Annotated in this window: 20 protein-coding genes and 1 pseudogene; 6 read left to right on the top strand and 15 right to left on the bottom strand. The window is 37.7% G+C overall.

Annotation, left to right across the window (positions count from 1 at the left end; genetic code table 11):
- Positions 1-196 precede the first annotated feature (196 nt).
- Entirely contained in the window at positions 197-823 is a 627-nt protein-coding gene (locus FVA72_RS05920; protein WP_004262426.1) for a response regulator, read from the top strand.
- A gap of 7 nt (positions 824-830) precedes the next feature.
- Positions 831-4448, top strand: coding sequence for a response regulator (locus FVA72_RS05915; RefSeq protein WP_110592215.1), 3618 nt, complete (start codon positions 831-833; stop codon positions 4446-4448).
- Positions 4449-4585: 137 nt separating this feature from the next.
- Here the strand turns inward: FVA72_RS05915 and arsC are convergent, their stop codons facing one another.
- The 4 genes from arsC to FVA72_RS05895 all read right to left on the bottom strand — a co-directional run bounded on the left by arsC (position 4586) and on the right by FVA72_RS05895 (position 7801).
- The gene (arsC, locus tag FVA72_RS05910; protein ID WP_110592216.1) at positions 4586-5023 is read right to left on the bottom strand and encodes a glutaredoxin-dependent arsenate reductase; all 438 of its coding nucleotides are present in this window, start codon (positions 5021-5023) and stop codon (positions 4586-4588) included.
- A gap of 10 nt (positions 5024-5033) precedes the next feature.
- Complete coding sequence (locus FVA72_RS05905; protein ID WP_110592217.1) at positions 5034-6323, bottom strand: arsenic transporter; 1290 nt, start codon at positions 6321-6323, stop codon at positions 5034-5036.
- 129 nt (positions 6324-6452) lie between these two features.
- The gene (locus FVA72_RS05900) at positions 6453-6785 is read right to left on the bottom strand and encodes a metalloregulator ArsR/SmtB family transcription factor (RefSeq protein ID WP_004262433.1); all 333 of its coding nucleotides are present in this window, start codon (positions 6783-6785) and stop codon (positions 6453-6455) included.
- Positions 6786-7270: 485 nt separating this feature from the next.
- Entirely contained in the window at positions 7271-7801 is a 531-nt protein-coding gene (locus tag FVA72_RS05895; RefSeq protein ID WP_096863249.1) for a GNAT family N-acetyltransferase, read from the bottom strand.
- 435 nt (positions 7802-8236) lie between these two features.
- On the opposite strand from FVA72_RS05895, the gene FVA72_RS05890 reads away from it, so the two are divergent.
- Both FVA72_RS05890 and FVA72_RS05885 read left to right on the top strand, forming a co-directional pair.
- Positions 8237-8515 (top strand): nitrogen fixation protein NifS, encoded by a 279-nt coding sequence (locus tag FVA72_RS05890; RefSeq protein ID WP_110592218.1) that lies wholly within the window; start codon positions 8237-8239, stop codon positions 8513-8515.
- Between the two features lie 319 nt (positions 8516-8834).
- Entirely contained in the window at positions 8835-9323 is a 489-nt protein-coding gene (locus FVA72_RS05885) for an isochorismatase family protein (RefSeq protein WP_004262441.1), read from the top strand.
- A gap of 212 nt (positions 9324-9535) precedes the next feature.
- Here FVA72_RS05885 and FVA72_RS05880 read toward each other — a convergent pair whose 3' ends face one another.
- Positions 9536-9874: a hypothetical protein gene (locus FVA72_RS05880; RefSeq protein ID WP_004262443.1), complete on the bottom strand. Its 339-nt coding sequence runs from the start codon at positions 9872-9874 to the stop codon at positions 9536-9538.
- A 379-nt stretch (positions 9875-10253) separates the two neighbouring features.
- Here FVA72_RS05880 and FVA72_RS05875 point away from each other — a divergent pair.
- A pseudogene (locus tag FVA72_RS05875) lies at positions 10254-10531 on the top strand (site-specific integrase); the annotation flags it as partial.
- 370 nt (positions 10532-10901) lie between these two features.
- On the opposite strand, the gene FVA72_RS05870 reads toward FVA72_RS05875, so the two are convergent.
- The 10 genes from FVA72_RS05870 to FVA72_RS21965 form a co-directional block, all read right to left on the bottom strand.
- The gene (locus tag FVA72_RS05870; protein ID WP_110592219.1) at positions 10902-11723 is read right to left on the bottom strand and encodes a GIY-YIG nuclease family protein; all 822 of its coding nucleotides are present in this window, start codon (positions 11721-11723) and stop codon (positions 10902-10904) included.
- A 93-nt stretch (positions 11724-11816) separates the two neighbouring features.
- Positions 11817-12023, bottom strand: a complete 207-nt coding sequence (locus FVA72_RS21970) for a hypothetical protein (RefSeq protein ID WP_110592220.1) — start codon at positions 12021-12023, stop codon at positions 11817-11819.
- A gap of 1043 nt (positions 12024-13066) precedes the next feature.
- Positions 13067-13738, bottom strand: a complete 672-nt coding sequence (locus FVA72_RS05860) for a hypothetical protein (protein WP_110592221.1) — start codon at positions 13736-13738, stop codon at positions 13067-13069.
- A gap of 465 nt (positions 13739-14203) precedes the next feature.
- A complete protein-coding gene (locus FVA72_RS05855) occupies positions 14204-16921 on the bottom strand; it encodes a DUF927 domain-containing protein (RefSeq protein ID WP_110592222.1) in 2718 nt (905 codons plus the stop codon).
- A gap of 95 nt (positions 16922-17016) precedes the next feature.
- Entirely contained in the window at positions 17017-17559 is a 543-nt protein-coding gene (locus FVA72_RS05850) for a hypothetical protein (protein WP_110592223.1), read from the bottom strand.
- Positions 17559-17867, bottom strand: a complete 309-nt coding sequence (locus FVA72_RS05845) for a hypothetical protein (protein WP_110592224.1) — start codon at positions 17865-17867, stop codon at positions 17559-17561. The genes FVA72_RS05850 and FVA72_RS05845 overlap by 1 nt, the downstream gene beginning before the upstream one ends.
- On the bottom strand, positions 17855-18052 hold the full coding sequence (locus FVA72_RS05840; protein WP_110592225.1) for a hypothetical protein: 198 nt from the start codon (positions 18050-18052) through the stop codon (positions 17855-17857). Before FVA72_RS05840 ends, FVA72_RS05845 begins: the two co-directional genes overlap by 13 nt.
- A complete protein-coding gene (locus FVA72_RS05835; RefSeq protein ID WP_110592226.1) occupies positions 18045-18251 on the bottom strand; it encodes a hypothetical protein in 207 nt (68 codons plus the stop codon). The genes FVA72_RS05840 and FVA72_RS05835 overlap by 8 nt, the downstream gene beginning before the upstream one ends.
- Positions 18244-18438, bottom strand: a complete 195-nt coding sequence (locus FVA72_RS05830) for a hypothetical protein (RefSeq protein WP_110592227.1) — start codon at positions 18436-18438, stop codon at positions 18244-18246. The genes FVA72_RS05835 and FVA72_RS05830 overlap by 8 nt, the downstream gene beginning before the upstream one ends.
- Positions 18431-18778, bottom strand: coding sequence for a host cell division inhibitor Icd-like protein (locus FVA72_RS21965; protein ID WP_137018915.1), 348 nt, complete (start codon positions 18776-18778; stop codon positions 18431-18433). Before FVA72_RS21965 ends, FVA72_RS05830 begins: the two co-directional genes overlap by 8 nt.
- Here FVA72_RS21965 and FVA72_RS05820 point away from each other — a divergent pair.
- Positions 18777-18968, top strand: coding sequence for a hypothetical protein (locus tag FVA72_RS05820; protein WP_110592229.1), 192 nt, complete (start codon positions 18777-18779; stop codon positions 18966-18968). The genes FVA72_RS21965 and FVA72_RS05820 overlap by 2 nt on opposite strands.
- Positions 18969-19054: the final 86 nt, after the last annotated feature.

Genomic DNA, 19054 nt, shown 5'->3' with positions numbered 1-19054 from the left:
AGCCATAAAATGTAATAAGACAAAAAAGCAATTTATGTAAGTTAATTATTAAATTTATGACAGATAAATATTACAAAAATATACATTGCAGCAAATTCAAACGCTCATTAAACTAATAAAAAAACAATTAATTTTTCATTTGGCACCTGCACCTATGTTCATCGCGCTTTAATTTACTAGCCAGAAAGGGAAAAACATGAAAACAGTACTGATAGTCGATGACCATCCAGTAGCACGGCTTGCTGTAAGAATACTATTAGAAAAAGATGACATGACCATTGTAGGGGAAACCGCTGATGGCCATGAAGCCATCCAACTTGCCAAAACTCTCTCTCCCGACTTAATCATGATAGATATAGATATCCCATCACTTAATGGGATTGATGTCATGCAGCGATTGCGTAAAAATAACTACACTGGAGGGCTTCTTGTGTTATCTGCAAAAGATGATGACCATTACATTCGTCGCTGTGCAAGTGTCGGTGCCAGTGGTTTTATTAGCAAACGCAATAACTTAACGGAACTACATGTCGCAATTCATGCGATTAGAAATGGATATGGCTACTTTCCACTTAATCTGAATAAAATGGATGCTTCCCCTAGTAATCATCTTAATGATAAACAAAAAATCGCCGAGCTCTCCACAAAAGAGCTACAAGTCTTACATTTACTGGCTAAAGGGATGAAAAGCATTAACATTGCACAACAAATGCGCATCAGCGATAAAACTGTTAGCACTTATAAAAGACGACTAATGCTTAAATTAGATCTTCATAATATTGCAGAGCTATACGACTTTATTCAACGCAATAATTTGGATTAATATATCGATGCGTAACCTAATCCTAATAGTTTGCTTGCTTATTGGTCTGTTTCCTTGCTCATTTTCTGCATTCCAACCTTATGAAGTCAGACTTTATAGCCAAATTGAAATCCTCCCATCAAAATTTGAATTAAGTGATTATGATTGGAGATGGCTAGGAGAAAAACAAGAATTAGCGATTGGTGTCTACGCTCCTAATAACCCCCCCTTTGATTTAGTATTAGAATCAGGAATTTATAAAGGGATTTCTGCAGATAGCATTATGACCATCATGCGTAACTTAGGTTTGCGTTTCAAAATCATCTACTATCCCGATAGAGATATGGCATTACAGGGCCTGCTCAGTGGCAAGATAGATATGTTAGCTGATGATGGTAAAAGGCAAAGAAACGAGAGCTATGGTTTTCTCAAAAGCGCTCCATATATTCCTGATTATCCTGTACTTATTTCACGAAAAGCGGCAATGTCCAACAAGCATCTCATACCTCATGGTGCTCGTATTGCTACCGTTCAAGGCTATCCAAGCAATGAATGGATCAAAAAATATTTTCCTGATGCTAAAATTGAACGTTTTCCTTTACCGCAAAATGCGTTATCTTCCGTCGCATTTGGTGAAAATGATTATTTCCTAGGCAGAATGATCGTGGCTAATTTTTTACTTGAACGCCACTATGCAACAACATTATCCACTGCTGAGATTTTCTCTAATGAAAATATTGGCCCAGTCTTTCTCTTCCATCCTAAAAATGCGCAATTAAAGCGTACTGTGGATATCATTTTAAGCTCAATATCATTAGCTCAGCATGATATTATTTTCCATCATTGGAGTTCAAAACCCGATTTATGGGCACTAAAACAATCTGTGGTATTCACACAAAAGGAAATAGATTGGCTAAAACAACACAACGAGTTAAAGGTCGTCATTAATTCACTAAATGCCCCCTTCACATTTTTTGACTCACAGAAACAATTTCATGGCCTTTCTGCAGATATACTTAATCTCATCCATTTCAAAACAAATATTAATTTTAAAGTCATTGAAGCAAGCTCTGAAAAAGATGAGATTGCTTTATTGAAAAAAAATAAAGGGGATTTCATTGCTTCAATTACAAAAAATTCAAGAAATGATAAAGAATTACTATTTACTCGTCCTTATGTTCTTCCCCCATTTGTTTTAATTGTTAGAGACACGCCATTAGCCCACAAAAAAATTGCTCAGACAGCAAAACTTGCAATTACCCCTGATAATGCAATTCACGACTGGCTAACAAAGAACTATCCTCAAGTGGAATTAATTGAAGCTAAAGATACCTATACTGCTTTGCAAATGGTCAATGAAGGAAAAGTAGATGGTACCATCGAGAATCTTATCAGCGCTCACTATATGATTGACCGATATTTTCGTAGTCGATTAAAAATCAGCGAACAATTAAGCGAGGATACAGCTTATATATCGTTTGCCGTAGGACGTGACCAGCCTGAGTTATATAGCATATTAGATAAAGCGATTGCATCTATTCCGCCGAGAGATATATCAGTATTAACTAATAAATGGCTAGGCTCACCAGATGTTAAAATGGATACATGGACAGTATACCGCACCGAGTTCTACACATTAGCTTGCATTGCCACTATTCTTATTATTACCTCTTTAATATGGAATTATTATTTACATCGTGAAATTCGATTAAGAAAATATACACAAAAACGCTTACAAGAACAGGCTATATTCTTAGAAACTCTTTATAATGGTACTCCTGTTCCTATTTATGTCATTGATAAAAGCGGAACGATAATAAATAGTAATTCAGCATGGGAGAGTTTTTTCAGCCCTGATAATGAAAACATAAAACAACTTTCATTGACATCACAACAACACCCGCTATCGACAATTTATCAAGAATTGCATTCTCTTTTCGATGAGCCTAATAGGCTAGTTTCTCCGCCTAAACGTTATCAAATAAAAAATAGAATGGGTGAAAGGGTCATAGTGCATCAAGCCGTCGCATATAGAGACAATCAAGGCAATATCTCTGGCCTTATATGTAGTTGGCAAGATATAACTGAACATGAACAGCTCCTTATCGAGCTCTCTAGTGCTCGCCAACGCGCAGAACATGCAAGCCAAACAAAAAGCAATTTCCTTGCTATCATGAGCCATGAAATTCGTACCCATATCAGCGCAATTATTGGGTTATTAGAATTAGCCGCCACGAATAAAAATCAGCAAGATGATATAACAGAATCAATTCAAATACCGTATGAGTCCGCATTATCATTGATGGGACTTATAGGCGATATTTTAGATATGGCAAAAATTGAGTCAGGAAAACTGGAACTCGTTCCTGAGTGGGTAAAAAGTAATGAATTAGCAACTCCCGTTGTCCGTTTGTTTGAAGGATTAGCTAAACAAAAAGGTATTTCTCTACATTATCATCTTAATGCAATCCATCCTGATGAAATATATATTGACGTTTTTCGACTACGTCAGGTTATTTCCAATCTACTTAACAACGCAATTAAGTTTACTTCAGAAGGAACTATTGAAGTTATCATTAATTATCTCCCCCAAAACCATGAAGAAAATATTTTAAGGATCATTATTTCTGATACAGGAATGGGAATTGAAGAGAACAGACAAGAATTGATTTTTTCCCCCTATACCCAAGCTGAATCAAGCAGTAAACATAAAGGAACAGGTCTTGGCTTAGCTATTTGTAAGCAACTTATATCCATGATGAATGGGACTATTACCTTATACAGCCAATTAGGGCATGGCACTCAATTTTTAATAGATATCCCCGTCAAGCATCGTAAAAACACTAGAGTTTCGCTTCCGACACTTTATAAGACCACAAAAAATAATAAACGCTTACGAATACTTGCCGTTGATGACCATCCTGCAAATCGCCTGCTATTAGTACGTCAATTAACAAGATTTGGTCATCATGTCACTGAAGCAAAGAGCGGGAAACAAGCCCTCGAATTATGGAAGAAAAATGCAATAGACATCGTAATTACCGATTGTAATATGCCTGATATTGATGGGTTAGAATTAACTCGGCAACTACGGGAAATATCCCCCCAGACTCTAATTATTATTGGATTAACTGCAGATGCAAGGCAAGAAGAACGCCAACGCTGTATAGAGGCGGGTATGGATGACTGCCTATTTAAACCTTTACGTCTATCTCAGATTGAAGCCCTGCTATTACGCTGCACCCTTCAACAAATAGAAGAAGATACAGAAGAGCCCATTCCACCAATGTTAAATAGTTTAATTAATTTAGATGCATTAATGCAGTTGACTCAGGATGACCAACAGTTATTAAATAAATTACTTCAAACGAGTCTTCAAGAAAATATAGAAGATATACAACAAGCAGAACGCTTATTCGAAAAACAAGACTGGCTTAATTTAGCGCATTATTGTCATCGTTTAGAAGGTTCTAGCCAAATTATTGGTGCTAAAAAAATCGCATTAGAATGTAAATTACTAGAAGAGTACTTCCTTACTGGTAATACATCTGATGAAGTAATATTACAATTTAACCAAACAATGCGATCAATCAAAACCTTAAACCAAGCTATTGAAATATATATCACTATGCCACTTCAGCGCTAGATTTCCATGAGATGATTAGCAAGAAAATAGGGAACCGATAGCTAACGTGAATAATAGTTAGTTGTATTGTGTTCCCTAGAACAAGTTTTATTTAATTACATAGATAAAACACTCAACTTTCTTAGATTTTAAACTAATTAACCTAATTCTTTTTTGTGTTTTACATGGTGATTACTAATCACTATTTGACCATCTTCCTTGATAAAATCACTTGTAAGAGGTTGAGGAAAAATATCTAACACAACTTCAGAAGGCCGACACAACTTTACGCCTAACGGCGTGACGACAATTGGCCTATTAATCAATATTGGGTATTGCAACATAAAATCAATAAGTTGGTCATCAGTATAGCTATCTTGTTCTAAATTTAATTGCTCATACGGCTCAACATTTTTTCGTAATAATGCCCTTACCGTAATTTTCATATCGGCAATAAGTTTTATTAACACATCTTTAGTTGGTGGCGTTTCTAGATAATAAATAATCGTCGGCTCAACCCCACTATTACGGATCATGGCTAGGGTATTGCGCGAAGTACCGCAATTGGGGTTATGGTAGATGGTAATCTCATTCATTGGGTTACCTTTAATTTAACAGTGAAAGTCGAAGCACTAACGCAACGAGTGTGATAATGAGTACAGGGATAGTCATGATAATCCCTGCTTTGAAATAATATCCCCATGTAATGGTCATGTTCTTTTGTGATAAAACATGCAGCCATAACAATGTCGCCAAACTCCCTATTGGGGTGATTTTAGGACCTAAATCTGCACCAATCACATTGGCGTAAATCATCGCTTGTTGAATTAACCCTGTCGCTTCACTCCCTTCAATGGATAGAGCCCCAATTAATACCGTGGGCATGTTATTCATTATGGATGATAAAAATGCCGTAATAAATCCAGTGCCTAGCGTTGCTACCCATAGTCCTTTATCAGCAAGATAATTGAGCGTTTCAGAAAGATAATCGGTTAGCCCTGCATTTCTTAAACCATAAACAACCAAATACATACCTAGGGAAAAAATGACGATTTGCCACGGCGCACCACGTAATACTTTTTTGGTATTAATCGTATGGCCTCTGGCCGCAATCACCCAAAGAATTAAGGCGCCAATAGCGGCAATCGCACTAATCGGAATACCTAAAGGCTCTAAGACAAAAAAACCAACAAGTAATAACACTAATACAAGCCAACCTGCTTTAAACGTCGTTATGTCTTTAATAGCTAAAGCAGGTGCACTCAATTTAGTGGCATCATATTGCTTAGGAATATCTTTACGGAAAAACCAATGCAACGTCACGAGCGTTGCGATAATTGCTGCAATATCCACTGGCACCATAATTGATGCATATTCCGTAAATCCAATATTAAAGAAGTCCGCAGAAACGATATTCACGAGGTTCGAAACAATCAGCGGCAAACTCGCTGTGTCTGCGATAAACCCAGCAGCCATAACAAATGCCAATGTCGTACCTTTGTTGAAACCAAGTGCCAATAACATCGCAATCACAATGGGCGTTAATATCAATGCTGCACCATCGTTGGCAAATAAAGCCGCCACCGTTGCACCAAGTAGCACGATATAGCTGAATAGTAATCTTCCTTTACCCCCGCCCCACTTAGCAACATGTAATGCCGCCCATTCGAAGAAACCACTTTCATCTAAAAGTAGGCTAATAATAATTACTGCAACAAATGTCGCAGTGGCATTCCACACAATATTCCAAACTATCGGGATATCTTGAAAACTGATCACACCAAAGATCAGTGCCAATACAGCCCCGACTGTAGCACTCCAGCCAATACCCAGTCCTTTGGGCTGCCAAATAACAAAGGTGATCGTTAAAATAAAAATGAATGCGGCAATAAACATAACAACCTCATTTAAAAGGTGCTTTCGTGCACCTTTTACTCCTCTAAAATAAGCCTTATCGACTATATGTATTTAATACTTATTGAATAAACATATACGAATTTTCATATTTGTTTGGTTAAAAAATCACTAAGAGCAATGATTATTTATCTCTTTTGCATTCAAACTTTGAAGTAAGCCTGACACTCTATTTTTCTCTGTAGCATAGGTGACATCAATAATGCTTTTTACCCATGGTAGTAATGCCGGAGATAAGCGATAGTGAACCCATTTGCCATGCTTTGAATCTAACAGAAGACCTGACTCTCTTAGCATTGCTAAGTGCCGAGATGTCTTTGGTTGCGATAGATTTAAAGCCGTATAAATATCACACACACACAGTTCACCAGCTGCTTTCAAAAGCAGCACGATATCGAGCCTTGTTTGGTCACCTAAAATTTTAAACAGTTGTAATGGTTCCATGTGTACCTCTTCAATCTTTTCTTTAAATTACACATAAATAATACATACGTCAAATCGCATATATTATTTATGAACTATTTTGATTTTTTGCACTAACTGACTGGCGCATGATGAACAGTCGCGTTTCCATGATAATCAATACATTTAAGAAACTGATATAGCTAGACGTCAGTTGAACGAAGAAGGGTTAAAGGCCTACAAGATTCAATATAAAACCATAACCAATTGATTATAAATACTTTAAATTCATTAAATTTCGTATTATGCCCCCTTTTTATTTTATGACTCAAAAATTAAGAGGTTTAAGCTTCTATTTTCCCAAAACCACCAACATTGCAAAAACATCATCAGTTAAAGCTTTTATTGCAGATAATGAAACTCCAACCAGCCCCCCTACTCGTGTTTTCCACAACTCCGTTTCAAACGGAACCGTAAAATTAACACTAGTGCGATTTCAAATGACGGCAGTGATTAACCAATCTTATTTAAACTTCATTTTCAGGCTTTAGCTTGAACATGATGGTAGTTGATTCAAGGTCACCATTAACTGATTGAGCAAACTCAGGGATTTCACCGCTAACCTGCCATCCTAGAGAACTATATAAGCTAACAGTTATTCCTTTAGTATTTGTATCTAATGTTAAAAGTGCCAATCCTGTTTCCCATGCTATTTGCTCAGCCGCTAGCATTAGTCTCCTTGCTAGCCCTTTGCGCCTGTAATCAGGTAACACCAATAACTTACAAATTTCCCCTCGATGTTTACCATTTGGTTTTATACATAGCTCAAGCCCAACGACACCAACAATTTTATTGTCTACCTCTACTGAGATCAGCTTAAAATTACTTGTTGATAAAGAGTGATTAACACCAACCCAATAATTTCTCATATCCTCTATTTGAGCTTTTGCGTCAGTATACCCAACACTAGCCCCACCAAGGACGCATCTATACAATAAATTGGTCAGCTCATCTATTTTGTTATCGCTTATTTTGCCACTATAGCAACGTATAATCATATTTGCGCCTCAATAAGTGTGTCATTGCACAACAAGTTAGTAGATTAACTATGAATTAATTGAGCACACAAGTAACTAAAATTTTATAGATATATTTGAAATTGCCTCGGTAACTTCGGAGCAAATGATCTGGTCATCTTAAAGAGGGTCAGTTAAAGGTAGGTAGCTATCCGCGCTCCTGTTAGCTGATAACCATTAAACCATCCATAGTGCCTGTAGCGATTACATTGTTTTCTTTCTGACAGGTCATAAGCTCGTAGCTATATCTAAGTAACTAAAACTAAACAAGTGACGGTAACAATAAAATTGACACCTACATTAATGAGTATAATAATCATTTTCATATATGGGGTTTATCTTAGGGAGCAAAATGGAAAAGAATAAAATTTATTTAATCTATAGCCGAAGCCCTACACTTGGAAGAACAGCGTTCCCATGGGTTATACAGTTGATAACTATGTTTCAGCCCTACAAAATAAGATAAACAAAATTAACTTAGATTGGGAAGTTTACCCTGATAATACAGAGTCAGACATAGAAAAATTAATTTCTCAAAATGCAAAACTGCTCATTTACACTCCAGGTCTAAGGTTTCAATTTAACAGAACGGGATTTGATAAAAATAATATTATCTACCTTAGCTCAATGGAATACGCTAATAACGTAATCTCTCGTGCTTTAAAGAGAATTAATGAAATAGATAAAACACAATAAGATAGTTTGCAGTAGACCACATGCGGGATTATACCGCATGTAGATATAATCTATTGATAATGCTTAATTTGTCACAAAACCAGAATAATGATAATTGGTCATCGTTTCAGTGACCAATGGCAATAGGCAGCAACACATTGTTTTTATTACTAACGATCACTGTGATCTCTTTAAACCTTAGCGTAACCTCACCGTTATTGGCTTAACCCTTGCTGTAATCTTGCCGATTATAATTGATATTTAACACTCAAAAATTATTGTAATTTCTATCGTCCTATTTCATATTCAAATAGAACTTAACTAAAATTAATGAGGCATTATGGACAAGGCATTAATTGTCATTGACGCACAAAATGACTATCTTTCTGATGGTCGGTTTCCCTTATGGAATATTGATACTACTTTGGAGCATATATCCAATAAAATTTCAGAGTATGAAAGAACTGGTGATATTGTGATTTTTATTCAACACTTATCACCACAAGGAGCCGTTTTTTTTGATGAAACAACAGATGGTTGTGAACTTATCTCTAAACTCACTAGCTTATCTCCAGGCCATTTGATTGTGACTAAAAAGCATGGTAATTCCTTTGATGAAACAAATCTCAATGACTTGCTTATAACCCATAATATTAACCATATCGAATTATGCGGGATGATGACTCAAAATTGCGTCCTATTTACTGCTATTTCTGAACAAGCAAAAAAATATAAATTATCAGTATTAGGTAACTGCTGTACAAGCGTCTCACCTGTAATTCATGCTGTAGCACTGAGGGGCTTATCTAGAATAACGAATGTTATTTAAATTACTATAAATACTCACCAAAGCTACGTACTCGTAGCTTTCTTTCTATTTTCTTTGCTGTAACTTATTGATATTTATTCAGAGGACCAAATTGTCCTGCAGGTATCGCAATACTTATCTGCATTGTGGTTACTTTTATCTCATGGGCATTATTAGAGTATTGCCAGCCAGTGACGAGCCACTAATTTCAGAGTCTCTTAATGCTAGATTAACTATTGAACAATATAATCAGCGGTCAATATCATTATATTTCCACCATGTCCGTTGCAATCAATCCTAACTACATGTTTTGGTGTCTGTGTTATTAATGTGTGCGCGTTTTCAAAATGAGTTATTGATGTCAATTTATGATCGATTGCGCCAGATGTATAAATAGCCTCTACTGATAGCTTACATAAATCATAGTTCATTTTTTCAGCATAAAGAAAATCCCAATCACCATAATTAGACCTTTTTCCATCTGCTACTAATGGGTCAATACCATTACTAGAATGTGCATAAAAACCAGAGCAGGCAATCATTAACAAGCTAGCAACTATGTATCCTTTCATCTCACCATCCCGTCAATTAGTTTCAGTCATGTTAGCTTAGCGGAAGTGCAAATTAAAGTTAATTAGTTGGAGGCACATAGCCTGGGAACATAGTCAAAGTGCAATGCGTTATTAGAAATATGATTATGGCTAACACCGTCATCCCAACCCAAGGATTCCATGGTTTCATTGAAAATCTCCATTTTTCATTGATAAAACATCATCCTGGAATGTTGGCATTTGGAGTTATAGTCATAGTGCATTTTGCTATAGCGAATATAATAGAGAAATATATTAAGTACCCAAGCCAATTACGTATATCCCCCTCCAGTTGTATAGAAAACAAATACTAGGATAGATACAGATTTCAGGCAATAACCAGCAATACCCCTAGCAAGTTGATGATAATAACGCTTGGTATGCAGGATTAAAAAAGCTGGAATTGAAGATTTCAGATTTCATGATCTGCGGCATACATGGGCGAATTGGTTGATTCAGTCTGGCGTCCCGCTTTCAGTTCTACAAAAGATGGGCGGCTGGAAATCGGTTGATATGGTGAGAAGATATGCTCATTTAGCACCTAATCATTTAACTGAACATGCGAAGCAAATAGACACGATTTTCGGTACTTGCGTCCCAAATACGTCCCAGTTAGCAAAAGTGGAGAATTTTAAATGATAGTAATTGATTGAAAATTAATGGTCCTACAGGATTCAATATAAAGCCATACCACATTGATTATAAACATTTTAATTCCATTCAATTTTGTATCATGCCCCCAATTATGCCCCCTTTTTATTTTGTGACTCAAAAATTAAAAGGTTCAGGCTTCAATTTTCCCAAAGCTACCAGCGTTGCAAAAATATCATCAATGGAAATTTTATTGCAGATAACGAAATACCAACCATAAATAACCCTACCCGTGTCTTTCACGACTCCGTTTCAAATGGAATCCTAGCAACCGAAAATTTTTTTAAGGGGCCACTAAACTTTTTAATCTGTTGGGACAGTTTAGCTATCTGGAAGTAAAGTCGACATTCCATGCAGTCTAATTCAAGTTATAACCAGTAATTCGTGATGCTAATATTTTTTTCCAATAAGATTCTCTTTCAAGTACATCTTTTTCACTTGAATTAATATCAAGTACTTCAAGTATTGCGAATCTTATATCATTGAGTCTTTTTTCGTTGGTAACATTAAACACCTCCTTCATTCCTTTATTTCCGCCATGGCCATTTTCATAATATTGACACCAACGCCCCCAAATCCCACTTTGTCCGTCAGCTTTACCAATATATAGGCGCCCTGTTTTTGTATCAGTTAAAACATAAATTCCTTTCACAGACTTTAAAGCTAATTTCCATGAACTTAAGTCATTTTCAATTATCTTACCTAGTTCGCTTCGCGATAGGTCGATTGTCTTATAACTTTGAAATTTCTTGAATCCTATTTTTAGCGGTGTTATCTCATGTATGGTTAAATCATCTGATAATGTTTTTGCTTCAGGATAAGAGTTTCTTGCTTTGTATGCCGAATGAACATATAGGCGCCCTTCATACTCACTTGTAGAGCTGACTTTAACCAAATTATATTTATACTTTGTTTTTCCATTCTTTTCATATGAATTACATCCATCGCTAATATACAAACCAGCAAAAAGCCACCTTCCTGAGCGTCCCGCTTGTATAAGGGATATAACAAATTTACGTTCAAAATTTTTTCTCGCTTGGTATGACTGCCATTCATCAAACTTAGATTCTCTATATTGATCTAGAGGGTTATCTTCACCATTCCATCTAGCCAAATGAACCTTTGTTTTACTTACTTCAAATTCAGGGTATAGCAGTTTTACATACTGAAATAATTGCATATTATATCCTTATGCCTAGCTAAAAAATTAGCGACTTAATTGTACGAGAAAGCAATTTGTTAATATTTATAAAACGCAATATCTAGTATTGCTCTATAATCTAGACCAAGCGCCCCATTGATAATGCTCTATATCTATATTGCTGTCTTTTGTAGCTGCTCCATTTTTCATCAGTGGGGGATTTTTTTTAATGCTTTCTAATGACTCGCCTTTATCTAGCCTTTCCCATATCTGAAATCGCGCCGATTTTCTTACTATAGGGGATTTAATGCTCCCTCTAAGCTCTCCAGTTTGAAACATATCTGCTCCTAAAGTGACCAATACAAGCTTAATAATTAACTATCTACGCTCCTGTTAACTGATAACCATTAAACCATTCATAGCCTCATATTACTGTGACTTTGTTTCCTTTCTGGCAGGTCATAAGCTCCGGCACGTTAATATCGAATAACGCTATCTTTAGTGGGTACGGACTATGCTTGTCACTCTCAGCCTGATGAATCGTCATTGTGACCATAGTTTTACCTCTAGCTATTTAGCCTTGTATTGGTGCTTTGATCACCACACCGTAAATAATAGAAATACTCCGCGCTTTAGATTTCTTTTTCACACGATTAGTCGTAGCTAGTGGATGTTGTTTTATTATTATGGTGATTTATCCAGTACATAAAATATTATTTACCCCCGTAAAACTTGGGGATCATGCGCAATTTTTTGCGCACATTAAAAAAAACCTTAGCAAATCTTAGCATTGTAATGCGCAAGTTACTGCGCACAATTTATGATAATGCATTGTATTAGATGACTTTTAAGAAGTTCGCACTCTGCGCAGACTGGTTCGCAATGCGCAGTCTTTTTGCGCACGATGCGCAATCCACCTCAATAAATCTATATATCAAAATACAAGAATATCCTTGTAACTAATTGTTATAACTGAATTTCATTAAGGTTCGCACTCTGAGCAATGCGCAATTTTAAGCGTGGTTTATCATGGTAATGCGCAGTTGACCTTAGCATTTCTATACATCCAAAATTGCGCACGAATCACTCTAACCCTTGCCGTAACTGACTTTGAGAGCATTCGCACTCTGCGCAGTTCGCAGTTTATTAGCTTATCGCCTCGACATTTCTATACACTAAAATTGCGCATAAAGCATCGTGAAGCCTTGATATACCTCCCTTTAGCGTGATTCGCATTTTGCGCACTAATTCCCGCTCGTGCTCAGAATACCGATACATTCCGATACATGCGTGCGCAAAATGGTTTATAGATTTTTTAAGGTACCAGTGACTCTTTAAAGGGTTAACCCTATAACAGAAAGAAAGAGAACAAAAAATTCACACTAACTGCCTTTTTTACTTTCAATTACTACAGGCTGACTGAATCCAAACCAAGGTTCAAACTTATAGCACTGCCTGTCATTTTTCCTTAAATAAGACACGCTAGGCTGTACTAAACCGCAGTCTGAGACTGTATAAGAATCAATCCTTAAACTCACCATAAACACCTTATTCTGTATTACTGACATGCCTATTATTAAAGGAATTACTCCAAATAAAGCACAAACTAACGTGAATAAAATACTTCCAACGTCTTGTTTCTTTTCTTCTTTAAATTTGATTTCTAACTTACTATTAATTAAAGATAAAAGAAAAAATACTATTACAACGATTTCTAATGTCAGAAATATTAATAAAACACTAAAAAATATAGCTCCTATCCATGGCGAGTTACTCAAATACTCCCTTTCAATTTGAAATTGAGAATTTAAATACTTTTCTGCAATAAAATAGCTACAGGAAAATAATATACCTAAAAACCAGATAAAAATTTTGTGAGTTGTAATACGGACTAAAAGACCTCTTTCTTGCAATATCCGAAACCAGCCACCTAAAACAAAAAAAGTAATAGCTCCCACATCGTGGGAATAACCAAGTAAGGCAATTCCACCAAGTACAAACATAACCCACATTAACCAACCTAATACCTTATCCAGTCTGCTTTTTTCTTCCATTTTATGCCCCTTGTCAGATTTCCAATAACACACGAAAAAATTTTTATATAAATACACAAAAGTGGTGGTCTCAGTGGTCTCAGTGGTCTCAATTCCCGTAACTAATTGTATTTATACAGTTAAATTATTTTTACTGAGACCACTGGCCGATTTAGAGTGGTCTCAATTTCCAAATTACAACCAGATGAAATCCATATCTATTTGATAAATAATGATTAAATGAATTATTTTTAGTGGTCTCACTTTTAAATATTAGTGGTCTCAGGTTCTTTATTCCTACCAGCAAGATAAACTGTCAATTTATTCTGTGGTCTCAAAAACGCCTCAAGTGGTCTCAAAAATGGCTTGAGTGGTCTCAGAGTGGTCTCAATATTTAAAAATAAACTCTTTAATATCATACTACTAATAAATATATCCTTTATTGAGACCACTGAGACCACTACTATTTATCGTTCTAACAAGCGATCAATCGTCATCATCATCCTGAACTAGCATCATGATGTAGGCTCGTTGCTGAGTTCCCCCTAGATGCTTAAGGCGAGGCGTTTTTCCTTGTAGGCGTTTCCCTTTGGCTGGCTTTTTCAGTATTCCCATAGTGGCTAACACTTCTGCGAACGTTTCGGCATTGAACCCTTTAGCAACCTCAGCCCTAAATACATTCGGTAATGTATAAAAAAGAATTGGCGCATCATCATGACTGCCTTTGCGTTCTCGATAACCGGCTAAATCACGAATAGGTAAATCACGTTCGTCATAAGGTAGTGGGGCATACCGGCTTATTCCATAGGTATTTAAGAACGCTAAAGCCTGTTCTGTGATCTGCTCAATTTCTTTATTGCCGGTACCAAATTCAGCCAACCAGACATTAAACACGGCTTGAACTGCGTCCCTACAATCCTGCTCATCCCAACCGGTAATCACTCGCCCCATTAATAACGCTGACTCTATAGCAGAAAAGCGATCACTGGCACGGTGTACCTGTTCCCCATAACTACTGGGAATTAATTTGCCCCAGCGTTGCTGTGCGGCTCGGTAGGCTTCTTTCGCGTCTTCTTTGTGTTTTGATAAGTACTCAATCCAATAGCGCCCTGCCGTGCCGTAGTTAGCACGACAATTCACCTTAATTAAGTCAGCGTGCTCTTTCCCTGTTTCACACTCATGTAACTCAGTAGCTCGCTCTATTGGAATATTGAGTAACCGCACTAGTTGGCCAGCATTCACTTTTACCCCAGAATTTAATAAAAAGGTTTCAATGTCTTTTTCGCCGGTACTAATGGCGACCGTTCGCCAGCTCTGAACCTGTCGATTACCGCCCTCTTTTGCGCCTTGGATCTTACCTTTGCCATTAAATAGCGTGTACGCCGATTTATAGACGTGTTTAGGGTCAGCCCCTTGACCAACTTCATCAAGATATAAAAGCCCGTCATTGTGCGCTACCGCTTCGTTAGTCATGCCGTATTCAGTGCCATACCACGTTAAACGCTGTAAATCAGGGTCACCGTACAAACTCACGGCCATATCTGCGGTGGTGCTTTTCCCTGCTGTGGATTGGGCGTAAAGATGAATACCAAAGCTATCCGCTTGTGTAATACTGGTCATCGGTGCGGCTAATGCTGCCCCAATAGCAAACATCACAAAGCTGTTTTTGTTCGCCAATCGTGCAACATCATTCCGCCAGCTATCCAATGTTCCACTTGTTTTGTAAGCTGTAACGGCTGCGCTTTGGCCATTAAATAATATTGGCTGTTCTGGCTCTCCAATTACTGAACCATCAGGCATGATATATGCTCCTTTATACCAGCCTGATTTAGCGGTAATACTCCAATTCTCTTTAAACGGTTGACGCAATAACCAATCAGATAAAGACTGCCTTAGCCCTGATTTGGTGGTGACTAATAACCCTGCATTTTTCAGAGAGCGCCAACCCTCACGCTCGCCAATATCCCCCATGGGGATCGCTTGAATATTAGACTTACCCCATTCAATAATTAAATACTCCTGGTCTAAATCATTAACCCCTTTCGTAATACGTTTGATCTGGTTAGATAACCATTGTTCATGATGAATGATTTCCCCTGTTTCTTTATCTGCTTTTGGGGTAACAAGAAATACACCATCTTCTCGTGATTCGATACGGATCTTCATCGGGTCATTTTTAGCCGGTACAGTCGATATAACCTCGCTATCTGATACGTCAACTATCCCCTCTGGTTGGTATATTCCTGCGTTGAAAATGCTTACTGTGGCTTCCTCGCCATTAGATTGTAGGTAGTCATTCCAATCACCATCACAAGGGGGAATGGAAACATGACCATTCACTTTTTGCGCTGCTGCCTCCGCTTTAACTTTTCCTGTGTTAATGTCATTTTGTGAGTCATTATCCGCTGCAATAATAATATTGGCCGTTGGGAATTGACTTCTCATAGCCTTAGCAACATGAATTAAATTACCTGCGTCTATGGCTGCCACTGTCAGTGCTTCCGGCTGAATTAAATGACAAGTTATTGCGGTTGCTAGCCCCTCAGCAATAATCACCGTAGTAACGGCTACAGGCTCATTAATTTGGTAGTAACTCCCTGATTTAATGCTATCGGCTAATAACCGTTTCTCACCATTAGGTTTAATGGTCTGTGCGCCTGTAATTTTGCCTCGAGCATCCACCAGCGGAATAATCAGTGAGCCATCCAGTAATAAATCCATTTCAAAACCATGTAGCCCCTTAGCCTTGAGATAGTTAGACTCCCCAAGCTGAACATTGCCAATAGCACGGTTATACCGTTCAATAAAGCGTTTATGCTTCTCTATCTGTTCATTAGCTTGTTTTTCTGCTTGCTGCGCCCTCAGTGCGACCTGTTGCGCTTTTACCTCATGGCTACGGTAAGCTGGTGGATTATCTGAACGGGTATCAATACCAATCATGCCAGCGACCTCTTTTGCTGCTTCGGTTACACTGACACCTAACACACGTTGAACGAGATCTAATCCATCACCAGAACCGCACAGATTACAAATAAACGTACCGTTACCGTCTTTGTTATCAAATCTAAACCGGTCTTTACCCCCACAATGAGGGCAAGCGGTGTGCGTATTTAGGGGCACCTCTGCTCCAAGGTTAGATAATATGTTTTGCCATTGCCCGTTCGCTTTTAGCTTCACGTCACGGATCACATCAATATGTCGCATAACAAACACTCCATAATTCAGCGTGACATGTCACATAATGCAAATTAACGACTAAATGACGTTTTAAATATTGAGTTGTTTTTTTCATTGCAGCCTCAACACCAATAAGCCGATGTAGATTTTTTAGAACCAGCTTTGCTAACGATCTGGCTATAAAGCCTATTCATTATTTCATGACCATCCGCTGATAAGGCCAAAATACTGCTGTCATCCAACATATTGCGATAAGTAGTAATAATGAGATCATCTGCGATTGTGTTCTGGTATTGTTGATAAAGTGGTTTATCAACACACGCTTTAAGTACTCGTCTAACACGCTCAAACGATAAAGGTAGTTCACGCCCTTGGTAGGTATAGATTGCGTTTCCGTTCTTACGGGTACAGTAAACAACAAAAACCGTTGCCACCGTCCAGCGAAACGTTTTAATTAAATCAGGCGGGGTATGACCATCTCTATCACTATTCCAATAGTCATTAAGGAGCAACAAACCTAACTCAGGTAACGCATCCCACTCACCTAAATCAATTCGATTGGGAATACTGGCCAGTGAAACTTGTGTTATTTCAAGGGGCTTATTCTGTGTTATTTGTGTAAATACATGGCTATAACTGCCATTAACAACCGTTTTATAGTTCATTATGATTTACCCCGTTGACGCAGTGCTAATTCAGCATGCTCAGAGTTATGCAAAAGGCAATGCAAGATTTCAGCGGTAAACATCATGCAATAACTCAATTTCTTTAAATCGTTATTTGCATCACCGTTTTCTTTATAGTCCTCGTGATCTGTTGCAAAAAACGCCAAATTAGCCGTAGCGGATAACCCGCCTAATAACGCATCTACCGCTTCTCGTTGAGTCGTACTAATACTCTGGAGTTCCTCAGTTGTTTTACTATAAAAATTTTGAGCTTTTAGTGAGTCTCGAAAATTATCTATTGCGCACATGATCCCGCCTCCACATGACTTTTTAACGCTTGCCAGATTTCACCGTTTAAATCACAAGCAATTGAAATCAGGTCTAATAACTCACTGGAGCACTCTGTATCCGCCTGTTCTAAAATCACACTATATAAAGAACTGGCTTGCTGTGCTTTGTAGGCAGCAGCATCTAACGGCAGTGGTTTACTCATGAGGTACCTCGTTAACATTTTCATTCACACAACTAAATAACGCTCCGCCAATTTCACCCGCCAGTCTTTTGATCAGTGCGAAAATAGCGACTGTTTCGCTCATTTCGAGGTCAAAATCAGAATCTTTGATCAGGGAAGCAATAATCTCGATTTGAAAGGCTTTTTCCGCATTTTGATTAATTTGGGTTGAATTAAGCATGGCTAGCCCCTTTATCAGTTTCATTGACTTTTATAATATGAGTGAGAGAACAACCTATCTCGGCAAAAGCACTCAATAACACTGCATGAGCCTGTTTCGCATCAATCGCCTGAATATTAAGGTTGAAGCCAACGACTGAGCCGCCCTTACTTGTTGTATAGCCTGTAAGATGGAAAGTTTTAAGCATGAGTCACCCCTACGCGAATACGGGCGGTGAATACCAATGAAAGGTCAGGAAGCATAGAACGTGCTTCATTTTCGGTATGAGCAATAACTAAATGATAGGTGGCTTTATTTTGCTGACACTCGGCAAAACGCCATATAAAGACAATATTTTGGGTGTGACTATTCCGCCCAGTTAAGGGTGTGATATGATCTTGCATAGCTACCTCGATAGTTTTGGTATCGCTGGTGGTTAGCCCTTGAGTGATACTGGTAATATCATTCAAGGGCGTTTTATTTTGCACATACTTCATGTTAATGTACGTACATAACAAACCACATACTAAGAGATTATGTACGTACATGTCAACGCCAAAAAGAGACAAAACTGAGAAAGGAAAAGGGTTATCTCCTACTTTCCAAATTAGAATCACACCAGAACTCAAAGCACAATTTGAATCCGCAGCATCAGATGCCGGAATGAGCCTAGGAAACTGGCTTAAAACGCTTGGCCGTAATGAGCTTGAACGCTTAGGGATTGAGCCAAAGAACTGATTAAATTGAGTCGCTAAATAGCAACCCTTTTTTATGGAGTCCGAAAACTCAGTAAGCCCACCATCCCTCGGTAAGAAATTATTTGC

Origin of the sequence: Providencia sp. PROV061 (genome assembly GCF_011045655.1) — a bacterium.
GTDB lineage: Bacteria > Pseudomonadota > Gammaproteobacteria > Enterobacterales > Enterobacteriaceae > Providencia > Providencia hangzhouensis.
Note: the sequence above shows the minus strand (reverse complement) of the source record. Positions and strands in the feature narration are given on the sequence as shown.

What these genes read in the sequence shown, in the direction of transcription:
- FVA72_RS05880 (WP_004262443.1), bottom strand. Translation starts at nt 9,874, where the DNA reads ATGAAAGGATACATAGTTGCTAGCTTGTTAATGATTGCCTGCTCTGGT.
- FVA72_RS05820 (WP_110592229.1), top strand. Translation starts at nt 18,777, where the DNA reads ATGTCAACGCCAAAAAGAGACAAAACTGAGAAAGGAAAAGGGTTATCT.
- FVA72_RS05850 (WP_110592223.1), bottom strand. Translation starts at nt 17,559, where the DNA reads ATGAACTATAAAACGGTTGTTAATGGCAGTTATAGCCATGTATTTACA.
- FVA72_RS05890 (WP_110592218.1), top strand. Translation starts at nt 8,237, where the DNA reads ATGGGTTATACAGTTGATAACTATGTTTCAGCCCTACAAAATAAGATA.
- arsC (WP_110592216.1), bottom strand. Translation starts at nt 5,023, where the DNA reads ATGAATGAGATTACCATCTACCATAACCCCAATTGCGGTACTTCGCGC.
- FVA72_RS05920 (WP_004262426.1), top strand. Translation starts at nt 197, where the DNA reads ATGAAAACAGTACTGATAGTCGATGACCATCCAGTAGCACGGCTTGCT.
- FVA72_RS05915 (WP_110592215.1), top strand. Translation starts at nt 831, where the DNA reads ATGCGTAACCTAATCCTAATAGTTTGCTTGCTTATTGGTCTGTTTCCT.
- FVA72_RS05900 (WP_004262433.1), bottom strand. Translation starts at nt 6,785, where the DNA reads ATGGAACCATTACAACTGTTTAAAATTTTAGGTGACCAAACAAGGCTC.
- FVA72_RS05870 (WP_110592219.1), bottom strand. Translation starts at nt 11,723, where the DNA reads ATGCAATTATTTCAGTATGTAAAACTGCTATACCCTGAATTTGAAGTA.
- FVA72_RS05845 (WP_110592224.1), bottom strand. Translation starts at nt 17,867, where the DNA reads ATGTGCGCAATAGATAATTTTCGAGACTCACTAAAAGCTCAAAATTTT.
- FVA72_RS05855 (WP_110592222.1), bottom strand. Translation starts at nt 16,921, where the DNA reads ATGCGACATATTGATGTGATCCGTGACGTGAAGCTAAAAGCGAACGGG.
- FVA72_RS05885 (WP_004262441.1), top strand. Translation starts at nt 8,835, where the DNA reads ATGGACAAGGCATTAATTGTCATTGACGCACAAAATGACTATCTTTCT.
- FVA72_RS21965 (WP_137018915.1), bottom strand. Translation starts at nt 18,778, where the DNA reads ATGTACGTACATAATCTCTTAGTATGTGGTTTGTTATGTACGTACATT.
- FVA72_RS05905 (WP_110592217.1), bottom strand. Translation starts at nt 6,323, where the DNA reads ATGTTTATTGCCGCATTCATTTTTATTTTAACGATCACCTTTGTTATT.
- FVA72_RS05860 (WP_110592221.1), bottom strand. Translation starts at nt 13,738, where the DNA reads ATGGAAGAAAAAAGCAGACTGGATAAGGTATTAGGTTGGTTAATGTGG.
- FVA72_RS21970 (WP_110592220.1), bottom strand. Translation starts at nt 12,023, where the DNA reads ATGTTTCAAACTGGAGAGCTTAGAGGGAGCATTAAATCCCCTATAGTA.
- FVA72_RS05895 (WP_096863249.1), bottom strand. Translation starts at nt 7,801, where the DNA reads ATGATTATACGTTGCTATAGTGGCAAAATAAGCGATAACAAAATAGAT.
- FVA72_RS05830 (WP_110592227.1), bottom strand. Translation starts at nt 18,438, where the DNA reads ATGCTTAAAACTTTCCATCTTACAGGCTATACAACAAGTAAGGGCGGC.
- FVA72_RS05835 (WP_110592226.1), bottom strand. Translation starts at nt 18,251, where the DNA reads ATGCTTAATTCAACCCAAATTAATCAAAATGCGGAAAAAGCCTTTCAA.
- FVA72_RS05840 (WP_110592225.1), bottom strand. Translation starts at nt 18,052, where the DNA reads ATGAGTAAACCACTGCCGTTAGATGCTGCTGCCTACAAAGCACAGCAA.